Genomic DNA, 18,660 nt, shown 5'->3' with positions numbered 1-18,660 from the left:
GCAGGTCTAAGGAAAACCGAGACCGCCCCGACCTACCTTCCACAACAGTCTCGTTGAGTGCTTGAACCATCGGAGGCGGTGCGGCATGACCATCCTGTCCGGACTGGAGTTCCTCGACCTGCACGACCCGGTCGCCGCCGAGCCGGTCGCGGTCGTCGCCATGGCCTGCCGACTGCCCGGCGGGATCACCGACCCCGAGGGGCTGTGGGAACTGCTCCTCGCAGGCGGCGACACCATCGGCCCGCTGCCCGCCGACCGGGGCTGGGACCCGGACGCCCTCGACGGCCCGGACCGGGCCGCCGTGCCCCGGCGCGGCGGATTCCTCGACGGCGTCGCCGACTTCGACGCCGGTTTCTTCGGGCTCTCGCCCCGTGAGGCCGTCGCCACCGACCCCCAGCAGCGGCTGCTGCTGGAGACCGCCTGGGAGGCCGTGGAACGGGCCGGAATCGACCCGTTGTCGCTGCACGGCACCCGCACCGGCGTCTACGTCGGCGTCAGCGGCGAGGACTACGCCCTGGTCACCGCGCGTGCCCCCGAGGATGCCGCCGCGCACGCCGTCACCGGCACCGCGCCCGGCGTCGCCTCCGGCCGCCTCGCCCACGTCCTCGGGCTGCGCGGCCCCGCGCTCACCCTGGACACCGCGTCCTCCTCCTCACTGACCGCACTGCACTGCGCGGTCCGCGCCCTGCGCGCCGGGGAGTGCACACTCGCCCTGACCGGCGGGGCCAACGTACTGTCCACGCCCCGCAGCCTCGTCGGTTACGCCCGGCAGGGCGGCCTCGCCCCCGACGGCCGCTGCAAGCCGTTCTCCGCCGACGCCGACGGCACCGCCTGGGCCGAGGGCGTCGGCGTCCTCGTCCTGGAACGCCTCTCCGACGCCCGGCGCGGCGGCCACCCCGTCCTCGCCCTGATCCGCGGCACCGCCGTCAACGCCGACGGCGCCACCGACCGGCTGACCGCGCCGAGCGGCTCCGCCCAGCGCGAGCTGATCGCCCTGGCCCTGCACGACGCGGGGCTCGGCCCCGGCGACATCGACGCCGTGGAGGCGCACGGCACCGGAACCCGCGTCGGCGACCCCGTCGAGGCCGAGGCCCTCCTCGCCACCTACGGGCGTGGGCGCGAACACCCGCTGCTCATCGGCTCCGTGAAGGCCAACCTCGGCCACGCCCAGGCCGCCGCGGGCATCGCCGGCCTCATCAAGACCGTGCTCGCGCTGCGGCACGGCATCCTGCCCGCCACCCCGCACCTGTCCGAGCCGACCCCGGCCGTCGACTGGTCCGCGGGCTCGGCGCGGCTGCTCACCGAGTCCACCGACTGGCCCGCCACCGGAAGGCCGCGCCGCGCCGCCGTCTCCTCCTTCGGCATCGGCGGCAGCAACGCCCATGTCGTCCTCGAACAGGCACCGCCCGCACCCGTCCCGGCCGAGGACCCCGGCGGCAGCCCGCACATCGTGCCCTGGGCCGTCTCCGCGCGGTCGGAGAACGCCCTGGACGCGGCGGTCGCCCGGCTGCGCCGGCTGGACCCCGCCGACGACCGGGCCCGCGCCGACATCGCCCACTCGCTGGCCACCGGACGGGCCACCGCGCTGCCGTACCGCGCCGTGCTGCTGGCCTCCGCCGACGGCACGCCCACCGTGGCCCGCTGCGTCGCCGAACCCGGCCTGTCCGCCGTGCTGTTCGCCGGACGCGGCGCCCCGCACGCCGCACGGACCCGTGCCCTCGCCGAACGGTTCCCGGTGTTCGCGCGCGCCTTCACCGCCGTACGCGAGGCGTGCGACGGGCTGCTGCCCGAACCGCTGCCCGACGTCCTGAACGGCGACACCCCCGAACCCGGCACACCCGGCGCGTCCGGTACGGCCGGCACACCCAGCGCCTCCCGTACCGCCGAACCCCTCCTGTTCGCCCACGAGATCGCCCTGTACCGGCTCCTGGAGTCCCTCGGCCGGACACCCACCCACGTCGCGGGCCACGGGCTCGGCGAGATAGCCGCCGCCCATGCCGCCGGCGCGCTGTCCCTCACCGACGCCTGCCGTGTCGTCGCCGCCCGGGTCCGGCTGGCCGAGCGGCTCGGGTCCGCCGCCACCGTCGCCGTACGCGCCACCGAGGCCGAGGTGGCACCGCTGCTCACCCCGGACGTCGCCCTCGCCGCCGTCGACGGCCCCGACCGGCTCGTCCTCTCCGGCGCGGCGCGGCAAGTCGCCCGTATCGCCGACTCCTTCGCGGCCGAGGGACGCACCACCACCGCCCTCCCCGCCCCGCACGGACCGCACTCCCCGCTCGTGGCCGACGCCCTCGACGCGTTCCGCCGCGATCTGGCCGGCCTCGCACCGCGCACGCCCCGCATCCCGGTCGTGTCCACCCTGACCGGCGCCCGCGTCACCGGCACCGACCTCGCCTCGCCCGCCCACTGGAGCGGCCAGGTGAGCGGCACCGTACGGTTCGCCGACGCCGTCACCGCCCTGCGTGACGCGGGCGTGCGCACCTTCCTCGACGTGGGCACGGACGCCACCCTCACCGACAGCACCGTCGCACTGCTCGCGGGCAGCGGCGCGGTGACCGTCGCCGCCCAGCGCGCCGGCACCGACCCCGAGACGGCGCTGCTCACCGCGCTCGCCCGACTGCACGTCACCGGCAGCGACGTGCACTGGCCCGCCCTGTTCACCGGCACCGGCGCCCGCCGCACCGAACTGCCGACGTACCCCTTCCAGCGCGAACGCCACTGGCCCACTCCGTCGCACCCGACCGCCTCGCCCGCCCCCGCCCGGACCGGCGACCTGCCCGCCGCCGACCCCGACGCACTACGCGCCCTCACCGGCCCGCGCCGGGTCCGCGCGCTGCTCGCCCTGGTGCGCGCCGAGGCCGCCGCCGCCCTCGGGCACGCCGACCCCGGCCGTGTCGAACCCCGCCTCGCCCTGCGCTCGCTGGGCTTCGACTCCTACGCCGAGACCGAGCTGCGGGTGCGCCTCGGCAAGGCCACCGGCCTGGACCTTCCGGCCACCCTGTTCTACGACCAGCCCACCCCGGCCGCGCTCGCCGCCCGGCTCGCCGAGCACCTCGACGAGCAGCCCCGCCCCCTGCCCGACTGGCCCGCCGGCTTCGAACAGGCCCTGCGCGACCTGCCCGGCGACCACCCCGCACGCCGCCGCGCCGTACACCGCCTCGAAGCCCTGCTGGCCGACCTCGGCCACCGTGCCCCGCAGCCCGCACCAGGAGTCCGCGTCAACGGCGGCCACGGCAGCAACGGCGGCCACGTCGGCCGAAGCAACGGAGGCCCCGCCACGGCGGACGCCGCCGATATCGCCGCCGCCCCCGTCGACCGGCTGCTGGACCTCATCGACCAGGAGTTCCCGATCGACAAGGAGTTTCCGGTCCGATGACCGGCTGACCGGCGCTCCAGGGCGGCACCCCCACCTCCCGAAGCCAGCGATCCCCGATGACCTCACTGACCCCAGAGGGCCACCCCCACCCGCAGGCCCCGTACCCCTCCGCCGACGCGATGGGACATCCCGTGCAGGAAGAGCAGCAGGACACCGTCGTCGACTACCTCCGACGCGTCACGGCGGAGTTGCGCCGTGCCCACCGGCGCATCGAGGAACTGGAGACGGACCGCGCCCCCGGAGCGTCCGGTGACGACCCCGTCGCCGTCGTCGGCATGGGCTGCCGCCTGCCCGGAGACGTCACCTCGCCCGACGACCTGTGGCGGCTCGTCGACACCGGCGGGGACGCCGTCACCGGCTTCCCCGCCGACCGCGGCTGGGACCTGACCGCGCTGCTCGCCGAGAGCACCGCGCGCGGTGGCGGGTTCCTCGACGGCGCCGACGTATTCGACGCGGAGTTCTTCGGCATCTCGCCCCGCGAGGCGGCCACGATGGACCCACAGCAGCGCCTGTTCCTCGAAGTCGCCTGGGAGGCCCTGGAGAACGCCGGTATCGACCCGCAGTCCCTGCGCGGCAGCCGCACCGGCGTGTACGCGGGCACCTACCAGTGGGACTCCGGTCGCCCCGGACCCGGCCCCGGCCCCGGCGCCGGACACGTCATGACCGGCACCGCCGCCAGCGTCCTGTCGGGCCGGCTCGCCTACGTCCTCGGCCTCGAAGGCCCGGCCCTGACCGTCGACACCGCCTGCTCCTCCTCGCTGGTCGCCCTGCACACCGCCGTGCAGGCCCTGCGGACCTCAGAGACCGAACTGGCCGTCGTCGGCGGCGTCACGGTGATGTCCGACCCGGCCGTCTTCGCCGAGTTCAGCCGGCAGGGCGGACTCGCCCCCGACGGCCGCTGCAAGGCGTTCTCCGCGGCTGCCGACGGCACGGGCTGGTCCGAGGGCGTCGCCGTCCTCGTCGTGGAGCGCCTGTCCGACGCCCGCCGCCACGGGCACCCCGTCCTGGCGCTCGTCCGCGGCACCGCCGTCAACTCGGACGGCGCCTCCAACGGCCTGACCGCCCCCAGCGGCCGCGCCCAGCAACAGGTCATCCGGCAGGCCCTGGCCGCCGCCGGACTCGCCCCCGCCGACGTGGACGCCGTCGAGGCGCACGGCACCGGCACCCGGCTCGGCGACCCCGTCGAGGCGTCCGCGCTGCTCGCCACCTACGGCCAGGACCGCGAACGGCCGCTGCTGCTCGGCTCGTTGAAGTCCAACATCGGACACACCCAGGCCGCCGCGGGCGTCGCCGGCGTGATCAAGACGGTGCTGGCGATGCGGCACGGAAGGCTGCCGCGCACCCTGCACGCGGACGAGCCGACCGGCGCCGTCGAGTGGACGGCCGGGCACGTCGAACTCCTGCGGCAGCCCACCGACTGGCCGCGCACCGGCCGACCCCGGCGGGCCGCCGTGTCCGCGTTCGGCATCAGCGGCACCAACGCCCACGTCATCCTGGAGGCGGCCCCCGACCCGCGACCGGCAGCCGAGCCGGCCCCGTCGCCCGCACGCGCGGTGCCCTGGCCGCTGTCCGCCCGCAGCGCCGAGGCCCTCGCCGACCACATGGCCCGCGTCCGCGAGCGGGCCACCGGTCACGACCCGCTCGACGTCGGCCACTCGCTGGCCGCCGGACGGTCCTCCTTCGAGCACCGGGCCGTGCTGCTCGGCTCCGCCGCAGGCGCCCCGCCGCTCGCCGAGGCCGTGACGGTCGACGAGCCGTCCGTCGCCGTCCTGTTCTCCGGGCAGGGCAGCCAGCGCCTCGCCATGGGACGCGAACTCGCCACCCGCTTCCCGGCGTTCGACGCGGCCCTGGACGAGGTCCTCGCCGGGCTCGACCCGCGCGTGCGGCCGGCGATGTGGGGCGAGGACGAAGGGACGCTGCACCGCACGGAGTTCGCGCAGCCCGCGCTGTTCGCCGTCGAGGTCGCCCTGTACCGGCTCATGGTCTCCTGGGGCGTACGGCCCGAGTACCTCATGGGCCACTCCGTCGGCGAGATCGCCGCCGCCCACGTCGCCGGGGTGCTGTCCCTGGCCGACGCCTGCCGCCTGGTGTCCGCGCGGGCCCGCCTGATGCAGGACCTGCCGGCCGGCGGCGCGATGGCCGCCGTGGCCGCCGGTGAGGACGAGGTCCGCCCGCTGCTCACCGACGGCGTAGCCCTGGGCGCCGTCAACGGGCCGCGTTCCGTGGTCCTTTCCGGCCCCGACAAGGCGGTGGACACGGTCGCGGCCCGCCTGGCCGGGGCCGGGCACCGCACCGCGCGCCTGCGGGTGTCGCACGCCTTCCACTCACCGCTGATGGAACCCGCGCTCGACCCGTTCCGTGCGGCCGTCGCGGAGCTGTCCTTCGCCGAACCCACCCTGCCCGTCGTCTCCAACGTCACGGGACGGCTCGCCGAGCCCGGCGAACTGACCACCCCCGACTACTGGGTACGCCATCTGCGCGAGACCGTCCGCTTCGCCGACGGTGTGCGCACCCTGGCCGAGCACGGCGTCGGCGCCTGGCTGGAGGTGGGCCCCGGCGGCGTCCTCGCCGCCCTCGCGCAGGAGAACCTGCCGCCCGGCGCCGTCGTCACACCGCTGCTGCACGGCGGTCCGGACGAGGAGCACTCCGCCGTCACGGCCCTGGCCAGGCTGTACGTCCACGGCGTCCCGGTCGACTTCACGGCCCTGTTCGCCGGGACCGGGGCCGAGCGGGTCGCGTTGCCCACCTACCCGTTCCGCCGCAGCCGTTTCCCCTTCCGCCACGCCCACCGGGAGGCGGACGGCACGGACCTGTGGTCGGCGCTCGGCCGCACCGAACCCGCCGCGCTCGCGGGCCGCCTCGGCGTCCCGGAGGACGCCGTCCGCTCCGTCGTGCCCGCCCTGCTGTCCTGGCGGTCCCGGCACCGCGACCGGGCCGTGCTGGACGCCCTGCGCCACCGCGAGCACTGGCAGCCGTACACCCTCCCGCCGCCCAGTGGGACGACCGGCCCCTGGCTGCTCCTCCTGCCCGAGCACGACGACCCCTGGGCAGCCGCCCTGGCCCACGCCCTCGGCACGGCGGCCCTACCGGTCCGCTGCCCCACCGGCGCGGACCGTGCCACGCTCGCCGCACTGCTGCGGGACACGGCGGTCGACAGCGAGCCGACGGGCATCCTGTGCCTCACCGCGCTGGAACATGCCGACGCGGCGGACGTGCCGCCCGGCCTCCTCGCCGCGCTGACGGCCGTTCAGGCGACCGGTGACGCCGGGCTGCGGGCACCCGTATGGTGTGCGACGCGTGACGCCGTGCACGCCGCCGAGGGCGACCGGGCCCGTGGCCTGGCCGGGGCCGCTGTCTGGGGGCTCGGCCGGGTCGCCGCCCGGGAGATCCCCGACCGCTGGGGCGGCCTGCTCGACCTGCCCGCCGACGACCCCACCCCGCACACCGTCGCCCTCGCGCTGGCCGCCCTCACGGCCTCGCACGGCGAGGACGAGGTGGCCGTACGCGCCACCGGAGCCGTGGTCCGGCGGCTCGTACCGGCGCCTCGACGGGAGCCCGAGCCCGGCCCCGCGCCCACCGGGTGGCGTCCCGCCGGCACCACCCTCGTCACGGGCGGCACCGGCGGCCTCGGCGCACAGGTCGCGCGTCGGCTCGCCGAGGAGGGTGCCGAGCGCCTGTTGCTGGTCTCGCGCCGCGGCCCGGACGCGCCGGGCGCGGACGCCCTGAGACAGGAGCTGGCCGAGGCCGGCTGCGCGGTGGACATCGCCGCCTGCGACGTCGCCGACCGGGACGCGCTCGCCGCGCTGCTCGCCGCGATCCCCGCCGAGCAGCCGCTGACCGCCGTCGTGCACGCCGCGGGGGTCCTCGACGACGGCGTGCTGGACCGGCTCACCCCGGGCCGGTTCACCGACGTGTTCCGCGCCAAGACCACCGCCGCGCTCCACCTCGACGAACTGACCAGAGACCAGGACCTGTCGGCGTTCGTGCTGTTCTCCTCGGTGTCCGGCGCCCTCGGCAACCCCGGCCAGGCCACCTACGCGGCGGCCAACACCGTCCTCGACACCCTCGCCGCCCGCCGCCGCGCCGAGGGGCTGCCCGCCGTGTCGATCGCCTGGGCGGCCTGGCGCGGCGCCGGCATGGCCGCCCAGCTCGACGACGCGCAGGGCCGACGGTCCGGCCTGGGCGGCCTCGACCCCGAACTGGCCCTGACCGCCCTGCTGGAAGCCACCGCCGAGCCCCACCCCGCCCTCCTGGTCGCCGACCTCGCCCCCCTCGCCGCGGCACTGCGCGGCGGCCCGCGCCGCAGCCCGGTCCTCGACGGCCACCCCGCCGTACCGGCCCCGGACGCCTTCCCCGCACCGGACGCGGCTACGACGCCCCTGGCCGACCGGCTGCGCACGGCACCGCCCGCCGAACACGCCACGCTCGTCCTGGACGCGGTGCGCACCGCGGCCGCCGGCGCCCTCGGTCACCGGCGGGCCGCTGACGTACCCCCCGACCGGGCGTTTCGGGCCTCCGGGTTCGACTCGCTGACCGCCGTGGAGTTGCGCAACCGGCTCGTCGCCGCGACGGGACTGTCTCTCGCCGCCGGAGTCGTCTTCGACCACCCCACCCCGCGCGAACTCGCCGACCATCTGCTGGCCGCCCTGACCGGCACCGGCGAGGACCCCGTGACAGCCGCACCCGTCGGACCGTCCGGATCCCGCGACGACGCCGACGACGCCGACGACGCGGACGACCCGGTCGTGATCGTCGGCATGGCCTGCCGGCTGCCCGGCGGCGCAGACTCCCCGCAACTCCTGTGGGACCTGCTCGCCGAGGAACGCGACGCCATCGGGCCCTTCCCCGCCGACCGCGACTGGGACCTGACGGAGTTCGCGGACGGCGGGCGCCTCGAAGGCGGATTCCTGTACGACGCCCACGACTTCGACGCGGCCTTCTTCGGGATCTCCCCGCGCGAGGCGGTCACCATGGACCCCCAGCAGCGGCTCCTGCTGGAGACCGCCTGGGAGGCCGTGGAACGGGCCGGCATCGACCCGCACACCCTGCGCGGAACCCGCACCGGCGTCTTCGTCGGCAGCAACGGACAGGACTACGCCCATGTGGTCAGCGGCTCCGCCGAGCGCACCGAGAGCCACGCCGCCACCGGCCTCGCCGCGAGCGCCCTGTCCGGCCGCGTCTCCTACACCCTCGGCCTGAACGGCCCCGCGGTCACCGTCGACACCGCCTGCTCCTCCTCGCTGGTCGCCCTGCACCAGGCGGTGCGCGCCGTCCGCGACGGCGAGTGCGCGCTCGCCCTCGCCGGCGGCGTCACCGTGATGACCGACTCGGCGAGCTTCGCCCGCATCCAGCGGCTCGGCGCCATCGCCCGCGACGGCCGCTCCAAGGCGTTCTCCGAGGACGCCGACGGCACCGGCTACTCCGAGGGCGTCGCCCTCCTCGTCGTCGAACGCCTCAGCGAGGCCCGGCGCCGGGGCCACCGGGTACGGGCCGTGATCCGCGGGTCGGCCGTGAACCAGGACGGCGCCTCCAACGGGCTCACCGCGCCCAACGGGCCCGCCCAGCAGCGCGTCATCCGCGAGGCCCTGGCCGACGCCCGGCTCGGCCCGGCCGACGTGGACGCCGTCGAGGCCCACGGGACCGGCACCCGGCTCGGCGACCCCATCGAGGCCGAGGCCCTCCTCGCCGCCTACGGGCACGACCGCACGTACCCGCTGCTGCTGGGGTCGGTGAAGTCCAACATCGGCCACACACAGGCGGCGGCCGGCGCGGTCGGCGTCATCAAGACCGTGCTGGCCCTCGAACACGGCATCGCGCCGCGCACCCTGCACGCCGACACGCCCTCCACCCGCGTCGACTGGACCACGGGCGCCGTACGTCTGCTGCGGTCCGCCGAGGAGTGGCCCGACACCGGAAGGCCCCGCCGCGCCGCCGTGTCCGCGTTCGGCATCAGCGGCACCAACGCCCATGTCGTGCTGGAGCAAGCACCCCCGCAGCCAGGGCCTGTGTCGAAAGTGGCGTCGTCCGCCCGGCAGGCGCCACTTTCGACACAGGCCGTGGCGGAGCCCACCGCGGAGGTGACGCCACCGGTCGACACCCCCGACGTGCCCCTGCTCCTGTCCGCCCGGACCGCTCCCGCGCTCGCCGAACAGGCCGCCCGCACAGGTGCCTTCCTGCGCTCCCGGCCCGAGACCGCGCCCGCGGCGGCCGGCTGGTCGCTCGCCACCACCCGCGCCGCCCACCAGCACCGTGCCGTCGTCCTCGGCCACGACCGCGCCCGGCTCCTGGACTCGCTGGACGCCCTGGCCACCGGCACCGCCGACCCCGCCGTCGTCCGCGGCACGACCGCCGGCACCGCCACCGGCCCGGTGTTCGTCTTCCCCGGCCAGGGCTCCCAGTGGTGGGGCATGGGCCGCGAACTGTACGACACCTCACGGGTGTTCCGTACCACCGTCGACGACTGCGCCGACGCCCTCGCCCCCTACGTCGACTTCTCGCTCGTCGACGTGCTGCGCGGCGAGGGCGACGACCCCGACGTACTGGACAGGGCCGACGTCGTGCAGCCCGCGCTGTTCTCCACCATGGTCGCGCTCGCCGCCCTCTGGCGTTCTCTCGGCGTGGAACCCGGTGCCGTCGTCGGCCACTCGCAGGGTGAGATCGCCGCCGCCCATGTGGCCGGCGCCTTCACACTCCAGGAGGCGGCCCGGCTGGTGGCGCTGCGCGGCCGGACCATGCTCGAACTCGGCGGGCTGGGCGGCCTGATGACGGTGTTCGCGCCCGTCGAGCAGGTCGAACCCCTCCTTCAGGCGTGGCCCGGACGGGTCGGCGTGGCCGTCCTCAACGGGCCCTCCATGGTCGTCGTCTCCGGAGAGAACGGCGCCCTCGACGAACTTCGCGACGTGTGCGCGAGCAGCAACCTGCGCACCAAGGACGTCAAGTCCGACATCGCCGGGCACGGCCCACAGACCGAGGCCGTGAAGGAACAACTCCTGGCCGCCCTGGGGCACTTGAACCCGCGCCCGGCCAGCGTGCCGTTCTACTCCACGGTCACCGGCGGGCGCCTCGACACCACCGCCCTCGACGCCGGCTACTGGTACCGCAACCTGCGGCAGACCGTACGCATGGAGGCGGCCACCCGCGCCCTGCTCGCCGCCGGACACCGGGTCTTCGTCGAAAGCAGCCCGCACCCCGTCCTGGCCGGCGCGATCGGCGAGACCTGTGAGGCGGCGGGCGCCGAGGACGCCGTCGTCCTCGGATCGGTGCGCCGTCAGGCCGGCGACGCCCGCGCCTTCCTGCTGTCGGCGGCGGCCGCCTGGACGGTGGGCCTGCCCGTCGACTGGCGGCCCTGCTTCCCCTCCGCCGCCCGCTCCGAACCGGCCGTCGAGCTGCCCACCTACCCCTTCCAGCGCCGCCGCTACTGGCCCACCCCGGACACGGCCCCCGCGCAGGCCGCCGCCGGCGAGGACAGCGCCTTCTGGGACCTCGTCGACGACGCCGACACCGCCCGCCTCGCCGCCGAGACCGGAGCCGGCGAGCCCGAACTCGCCGCCGTCCTGCCCGCCCTCGCCGACTGGCGGCAGCGCTCCCGGCGCCGGACGCTCGCCGCGTCCTGGAGCTACCGGGAGACATGGCACCCGACGCCCCTCACGGCCACGGCGCCGCCCGCCGACCGCCTGGTGCCCCAACAGGCACCGTCCGCCGGGACACTGGTCGTCGTCCCGGACACGCACACCGCCGACCCCTGGGTGGCCGCCGTCGTCGCCGCCCTGGGACCCGGCACCGCCCGCGTGGACGTCGACCCCGCGACCGCCGACCGCACCACCCTCGCCGCGGCGCTCCCCCCACACCTCACGGTCGTGGTCTCCCTGCTGGGCCTCGCCGAGGACCCCGCCGACACCCGTCACCCGGCGGTGCCCGCCGGGCTCGCCGCGACCGTCGCCCTGCTCCAGGCACTCGCCGACCGGCCCACCGGAGCCCGGCTGTGGTGCCTCACCCGGGAAGCCGTCGCCGCCGTACCCGGCGACCTCGTCCGCCACCCCGCCCAAGGCACCCTGTGGGGACTCGGCCGGGTCGCCGCCCTGGAACACCCCGCCCTGTGGGGCGGCCTGGCCGACCTGCCGGACACCGTCGACACCCGCTCCGGCGCCCTGCTCGCCGCGCTGCTCACCGCCGACACCACCGAGGACCAGCTGGCCCTGCGCCCCTCGGGCGCCCACGCCCGCCGGCTCGTCCCCGCCGGGGAACCCACCGCGGCACAGCCCTGGCGCACCGGCGGCACCGCCCTCGTCACCGGCGGCACCGGCGCCCTCGGCAGCCGCCTCGCCCACTGGGCCGTCGCCCGGGGCGCCGCCCACGTCCTGCTCCTCAGCCGACGCGGCCCGGACGCCCCCGGCGCCGGCACCCTCACCCAACAGCTCACCGAACGCGGCGCCCGCGTCACCGTGGCCGCCTGCGACACCGCCGACCGGGCCGCCCTCGCCGCCCACCTCGACGCGCTGCCCGCCGACCAGCCGCTGACCACCGTCATCCACGCCGCCGGCGTCTCCGACGGAGACAGCGACACCACCGCCCTCACCCCGGACACCCTGCAGGCGCTGCTCAGCGCCAAACTGCTCGGCGCCCGCCACCTCCACGACCTCACCGCCGACCGCGACCTCGACGCGTTCGTGCTGTTCTCCTCCGGCGCCGCCTCCTGGGGCAGCGGAGGCCAGCCCGCCTACGCCGCCGCCAACGCCTATCTCGACGCACTCGCCCGGCACCGCCGCGCCGCCGGCCTGCCCGCCACCTCCCTCGCCTGGGGCGCCTGGGGCGAGACGGGCATGGCCACCGAACCCGGCCTCGCCGCCGACCTCGCGCGCCGCGGCGTCCACCCCATGGACCCCGACACCGCGCTCACCGCCCTGCAACGCGCCCTCGACGAGGACATGACCGGCCTGACCGTCACGGCCACCGACTGGGCGGCGTTCCTGCCCGCCTTCACCGCGGCCCGGCCCAGCCCGCTGCTGTCCGAACTGGCGCCGGCCACCGAACCCGGGTCCGCCGACGTCCCCGAACCCGAGGACGGCCCCGGCCTGCGCGACCGGCTCGCCGAACTGCCCGACGTCGAACGCACCCGTCTGCTCCTCGACCTCGTCCGCACCGAGGCCGCCGCCACCCTCGGCCACGTGGGCGCCGACGCCGTACCCGCCGAACGCGCCCTGCGCGACCTCGGCTTCGACTCCGTCAGCGCCGTCGAACTGCGCAACCGGCTCAAGGCCGTCACCGGCCTCGCCCTGCCCGCCTCCCTCGTCTTCGACCACCCCAACGCCACGGCCGTCGCCGCCCACCTGCGCACCGAACTCTTCCCCGACGCCCCGGCCGCCACCGCCCCCGGCGACGACCCGGACGCCCCAGTGCGTGCCGCCCTCGCCGCCATCCCACCCGCCCGGCTGCGCAACGCCGGACTGCTGGACCTCATCCTGCAACTCGCCGACGGCGACCCCCCGACCACCGGCACCCCGACCGGCGACACTGGCCCGCACGCACCCCACGACCTGGACGCCCTCGACGGCGAGAGCCTGCTGCGGCTCGCGGCCGAGACCACCTCGGACTGACGCCCCGCCCGACTTGAGAGAGCCCGCCTTGAACACACCCAACCCCTACGTCGAGGCGCTGCGGACCTCCCTGAAGGAGAACGAGCGGCTGCGGCGGCACAACCAGCAGCTGATCTCGGCAGCCGTCGAACCGGTCGCCGTCGTCGGCATGGGCTGCCGCTACCCCGGCGGCGTCGCCTCCCCGGAAGACCTGTGGGAACTCGTCGTCGACGGACGGGACGCCATCGGCCCGTTCCCCACCGACCGCGGCTGGGACCTGGCCCGCCTCACCGGCGACGGACCCGGCCGCAGCCGCGCGCGCGAAGGCGGCTTCCTCGACGCGATGACCGAGTTCGACCCGGCGTTCTTCGGCATCGCCCCCCGCGAGGCCCTCGCCATGGACCCCCAGCAGCGGCTCCTGCTGGAGACCGCCTGGGAGGCCCTGGAACGCGCCGGCATCGCCCCCACCGCACTGCGCGGCAGCCGCACCGGCGTCTTCGCCGGCACGACCATCCAGGACTACGGCAAGGTCGTCGCCGAAGCCCGCGAGAACATGGAGGTCTACGCCACCACCGGCCACGCCGCCGGAGTGATCTCCGGGCGCATCTCCTACGTCCTCGGCCTGGAGGGGCCCGCCGTCACCGTCGACACCGGCTGCTCCTCCTCCCTCGTCGCCCTGCACTGGGCCGTGCAGTCGCTGCGCACCGGCGAGTCCGCCCTCGCCCTCGCCTGCGGCGCCACCGTCATGTGCACCCCGGGCACCTTCGTGTCCTTCACCGCCCAGGGCGGCCTCGCCTCCGACGGCCGCTGCAAGCCGTTCTCCGCCGCGGCCGACGGGGTCGGCTGGAGCGAGGGCGCCGGCGTCCTCGTACTGGAACGCCTCAGCGACGCCCGGCGCAACGGCCACCCCGTGCTCGCCGTGGTCCGCGGCACCGCCGTCAACCAGGACGGCGCCTCCAACGGCATCAGCGCCCCCAACGGGCCCGCACAGCAACGCGTCATCCGCGCCGCCCTCGACAACTCCGGCCTCACCCCCGACCAGATCGACGCCGTCGAGGCCCACGGCACGGGCACCACACTGGGCGACCCCATCGAGGCCCAGGCCCTCCTCGCCACCTACGGCCAGAACCGCGAACGGCCCCTGTTGCTGGGCTCGGTGAAGTCCAACATCGGCCACACCCAGGGCGCCGCCGGAGTCGCCGGCGTCATCAAGACCGTCATGGCCCTGCGGGCCGGTCTGCTCCCCCGCAGCCTGCACGCCCAGGAGCCCACCCCCAACGTGGACTGGACCGCCGGCTCCGTACGCCTCCTCACCGCCAACACGCCCTGGCCGCACACCGACGCCCCACGCCGCGCCGGCGTGTCCTCCTTCGGCATCAGCGGCACCAACGCCCACGTCGTCCTCGAACAGGCCCCGCCCGCCGAGGAACCCGACGTCCCACCCACCCCGGCCCTGACACCATGGCCGGTGTCCGCGCGCACCGCCACCGGCCTCGACACCCAGCTCCACCGGGTCACGGCCGCCGCCTCCGGCCTGGCCGCACGGGACGTCGGCCACTCCCTCGCCACAGGACGCGGCCACCTGGAACACCGCGCCGTGCTCCTGCCGCACGAGGACGGACCGCGCGAACTGGCCCGCGGCACCGCCACAGAGGGCGGCCTCGCGGTCCTCTTCACCGGCCAGGGCAGCCAACGCCTCGGCATGGGACGCGAGGTGTACGACCGCTTCCCCGTGTTCGCCGAAGCACTCGACGAGCTGCTCGGCCACCTCGACCCCGCCCTGCGGGACGTCATGTGGGGCGGCGACGAGACCGCGCTCCACCGCACCGAACACGCCCAGCCCGCCCTCTTCGCCGTCGAGACCGCCCTGTACCGGCTCGCCGCATCGCTGGGTGTGCGCCCCGGCTTCGTCGCCGGGCACTCCATCGGCGAGATCACCGCCGCGCATGTCGCCGGTGTGCTGTCCGTCGAGGACGCCTGTGCCCTCGTCACCGCCCGCGGCCGCCTCATGCAGGCGCTGCCCGAGGGCGGCGCCATGGTCGCCGTGGCGGCGTCCGAGGACGCGGTGCGTCCGCTGCTCGGGGACGACGTCGCGCTCGCCGCCGTCAACGGCCCGGCCTCCGTGGTCCTGTCCGGCGCCGAGGACGCCGTACTCGCGGCTGCCGGCCGGCTCCGCGACGCCGGGCACCGCACCCACCGGCTCGCCGTCTCGCACGCCTTCCACTCACCGCTGATGGCGCCCGTCCTCGACGACTTCCGTGCCGTTGCCGCCGGGCTCACCTTCCACGAGCCACGGCTGCCCGTCGTCTCGACCGTCACCGGCCGCACCGCCACCGCCCGCGAACTGCGCGATCCCGACCACTGGACCCGGCACACCGTCGCCACCGTGCGGTTCGCCGACGCCGTACGCACCCTCGCCGCCCAAGGCGTACGCGCCCACCTCGAACTCGGCCCCGACGGCGTGCTCAGCCCCCTCGTCGAGGAGACCCTAGGGCCTGTTGCGAACGTCCCGCCTGCCCAACAGGCCCTGGCCGACCCCGAGACGACCGCCGTACCGCTCCTGCGCGCCGACCGCCCCGAGGAACTGTCCCTGATCACCGGCCTGGCCCGGCTGCACACCGCCAGCGCCGCCGGAACCGTCGACTGGGCCGCCCTCTACCAGGGCACCGGCGCCCGCCGCGTCGACCTGCCCACCACCGCCTTCGAACGGCAGCCCTACTGGCCCACCGGCACCGGCCGCGCCCGAGACGCCACCGCACTCGGTCTCGGCGCGTCCGGCCACCCCCTGCTGGCCGCCACCGTCGACCTGGCCGACGGCGAGGGCGTCGTCCTCACCGGCCGGCTGACCCCCGCCCGGCAACCATGGCTCGCCGACCACGTCGTCCACGGCCGCGTCCTGCTCCCCGGCACCGCCTTCCTGGAACTCGCCCTGCGGGCCGGTGACGAGGCGGGCTGCGACCGCGTCCACGACCTCACCCTCACAGCCCCGCTCGACATCGCCGAACGCGAGGCCGTCCAACTCCAGGTACGCGTCGGCCCACCCGCCGCCGACGGCCGCCGCCCCGTCAGCGTCCACTCCCGCCCCGACACCGCCTACCCCGAAGCCGAGTGGACCGTCCACGCCACCGGCCACCTCGACACCGCGTCAGGCAGCCCCGCCCACCCCTCCGCCGACACCGCGTGGCCACCGCCCGGTGCCGAACCCATCGATCTCACCGACTGCTACGACCACCTGGCCGAGCTCGGCTTCGCCTTCGGGCCGGTCTTCCGCGGCCTGACCGCCGCCTGGCGACGCGGCACCGAACTCTTCACCGAGGCCACCCTGCCGAGCCCCGCGCACAGCGACGCCACGGCCTTCCTGCTCCACCCGGCCCTCGCCGACGCCGCCCAGCACGCCGCCACCTACGGCGACCTCGGCACCCTCAGCGAGGGCGGCCTGCCCTTCTCCTGGGAGGGCGTCCGCCTGCACGCCACCGGCGCCACCGCCCTGCGCACCCGCATCGCCCGTCTGGACGACGACACCGTCACCGTGACGGCCACGGACCCCGCGGGCAACCCGGTCCTCACGGTGGACGCCCTGGCCGCACGCCCCGCGACAGCGACCTCCCCCCACGCCCCCGACGCCCTGTTCACCGTCGACTGGCGGTTCGTCACCGGCGAGGCCACAGCCACAGACCTCCAGCTAGCCGTCATCGGCACCGACGCCGACGACCTGGCCGACACCCTGCGCGCCCCCGACACCACCGTCACCGCCGCTCCCGACCTCGCCACACTCGAAGCGGCACCCCCCGTGGTCCTCACCCGCATCCCCCGCGAGACCGACGACGCACCCCTCCCCGACACCCTGCGAGCCACCACCGAACACGTCCTCAGCCTCGTCCGGTCGTGGCTGGCGGACCCCCGCTTCGCCGACTCCCGCCTCGTCGTGGCCACCCCGGCCACCGGTGACCTCCCGGCCGCCGCCGCACGCGGACTCCTGCGCACCGCACAGACCGAGAACCCCGGTCGCATCACCGTCCTCCACCTCGACGGCCCCGTCGACAGCGATCTGCTGCGCCGTGCCCTGACCACGGCCGAACCCGAAGTCCGAGCCGACGCCGAGGGCCTGCGCGTCCCCAGGCTCGTCCGAGCCCCGCACGCCGCCGAACAGCCGCCTGCCTGGGACGTCTCCGGCACCGTCCTCGTCACCGGCGGAACCGGCGGCCTCGGAGCCCTCGTCGCCCGCCACCTCGTGACCCGGCACGGCGCCCGCGACCTCCTGCTCGTCTCCCGCCGGGGCCCCGACGCCTCCGGCGCCGACCGGCTCACCGCCGACCTCACCGAACTCGGCGCCCGGGTCCGCGTCGCCGCCTGCGACATCGGCGACCGCGACGCCCTCGCCCGACTCCTCGACGGCGAGCGCCTCACGGCCGTCGTCCACCTCGCCGGCACCGTCGACGACGGCGTGGTCGGCGCCCTCACCGCCGAACGCCTCGACACCGTGCTGCGACCCAAGGCCGACGCCGCCTGGCACCTCCACGAACTCGCCCCTGACGTCGGTACGTTCGTCCTGTTCTCCTCCGCCGCCGGCACCCTGGGCGGCGCAGGCCAGGCCAACTACGCCGCCGCCAACGCCTTCCTCGACGCCCTCGCCACACACCGCCACGCCCTCGGCCTGCCCGCCCTCTCCCTCGCCTGGGGCCCCTGGGACGTCGCGGGCAGCGCCATGACCGGCGACCTCACCGACGTCGACCGGGCACGCCTCGCCCGCTCCGGTTTCCCCTCCCTCACCCCCGAGGACGGCCTGGCACTCCTCGATGCCGCCCCCGCCACCGGACACACCACCGTCCTCCCCCTCCGGATCGACCTCGCCGCGCTGCGCGCCCGGGACGACGTCCCCGCACTCCTCAGCGGCCTGGTCTCCCGCCGCCCCGTCCCAGGCCGCACGACGCTGACCACGGCCGCGGCCGCGTCCGCCACGGCTCCGACGGACGGCCTCGCGCGACGGCTCGCCCCGCTCGACCCCGCCGACCGCGGGGCCGCGCTCCTCGACCTGGTCCGCGAGCACGTGGCCGCCGTCCTCGGCCACCAGGACGTCCAACGCGTCGAGCCCAGCCGGGCCTTCAGAGACCTGGGCTTCGACTCCCTGACGGCGGTGGAACTGCGCAACGCCCTCGGCACGGCGACGGGCCTGCGCCTGCCCGCCACCCTGATCTTCGACCACCCCACACCCCGGGCGCTGGCCGAGCACCTGCTGCCGAACCTGTTCCCGGACACCGCCACGGGCACGACGACACAGGTGGCGCCATCCACGGCGACTCATCCCGACGACCCGGTGGTGGTCGTCGGGATGGCGTGCCGCTACCCGGGCGGAGTCAGGACGCCGGAAGACCTGTGGCGGCTGGTCTCGGAGGGCGTGGACGCGGTGGGCGAGTTCCCGTCCGACCGTGGCTGGGACCTGGGACGCCTCTACCACCCCGACCCCGACAACCCGCGTACCTCCTCCACCCGCCACGGAGGATTCCTTTACGACGCGGGCGACTTCGACGCGGACTTCTTCGGGATGAGTCCGCGTGAGGCGTTGGCGACGGATGCGCAGCAGCGGTTGTTGCTGGAGTCGGTGTGGGAGGCGATCGAGCGGGCGGGGATCGATCCGTCGTCGTTGCGGGGCAGCGGGACGGGTGTGTTCGCGGGGGTGATGTACAACGACTACCGGGAGTTGTTGCCGGGGGA

Annotated in this window: 1 protein-coding gene and 2 pseudogenes; all 3 read left to right on the top strand. The window is 76.1% G+C overall.

Annotated elements, in window-relative coordinates:
• Positions 1 to 139 precede the first annotated feature (139 nt).
• Positions 140 to 3,376 (top strand): annotated as a pseudogene (locus IE262_RS38835) (type I polyketide synthase); the annotation flags it as partial.
• 119 nt (positions 3,377 to 3,495) lie between these two features.
• Positions 3,496 to 12,969: a type I polyketide synthase gene (locus IE262_RS38830; RefSeq protein WP_308432857.1), complete on the top strand. Its 9,474-nt coding sequence runs from the start codon at positions 3,496 to 3,498 to the stop codon at positions 12,967 to 12,969.
• Positions 12,970 to 13,018: 49 nt separating this feature from the next.
• Positions 13,019 to 18,660: pseudogene (locus IE262_RS38825) on the top strand (type I polyketide synthase); the annotation flags it as partial.

It is taken from the genome of Streptomyces bluensis, assembly GCF_014650715.1.
GTDB classification, from domain to species: domain Bacteria; phylum Actinomycetota; class Actinomycetes; order Streptomycetales; family Streptomycetaceae; genus Streptomyces; species Streptomyces bluensis.
The sequence above is the reverse complement of the archived record's forward strand: the minus strand, read 5'-3'. Positions and strand labels throughout refer to the sequence as shown.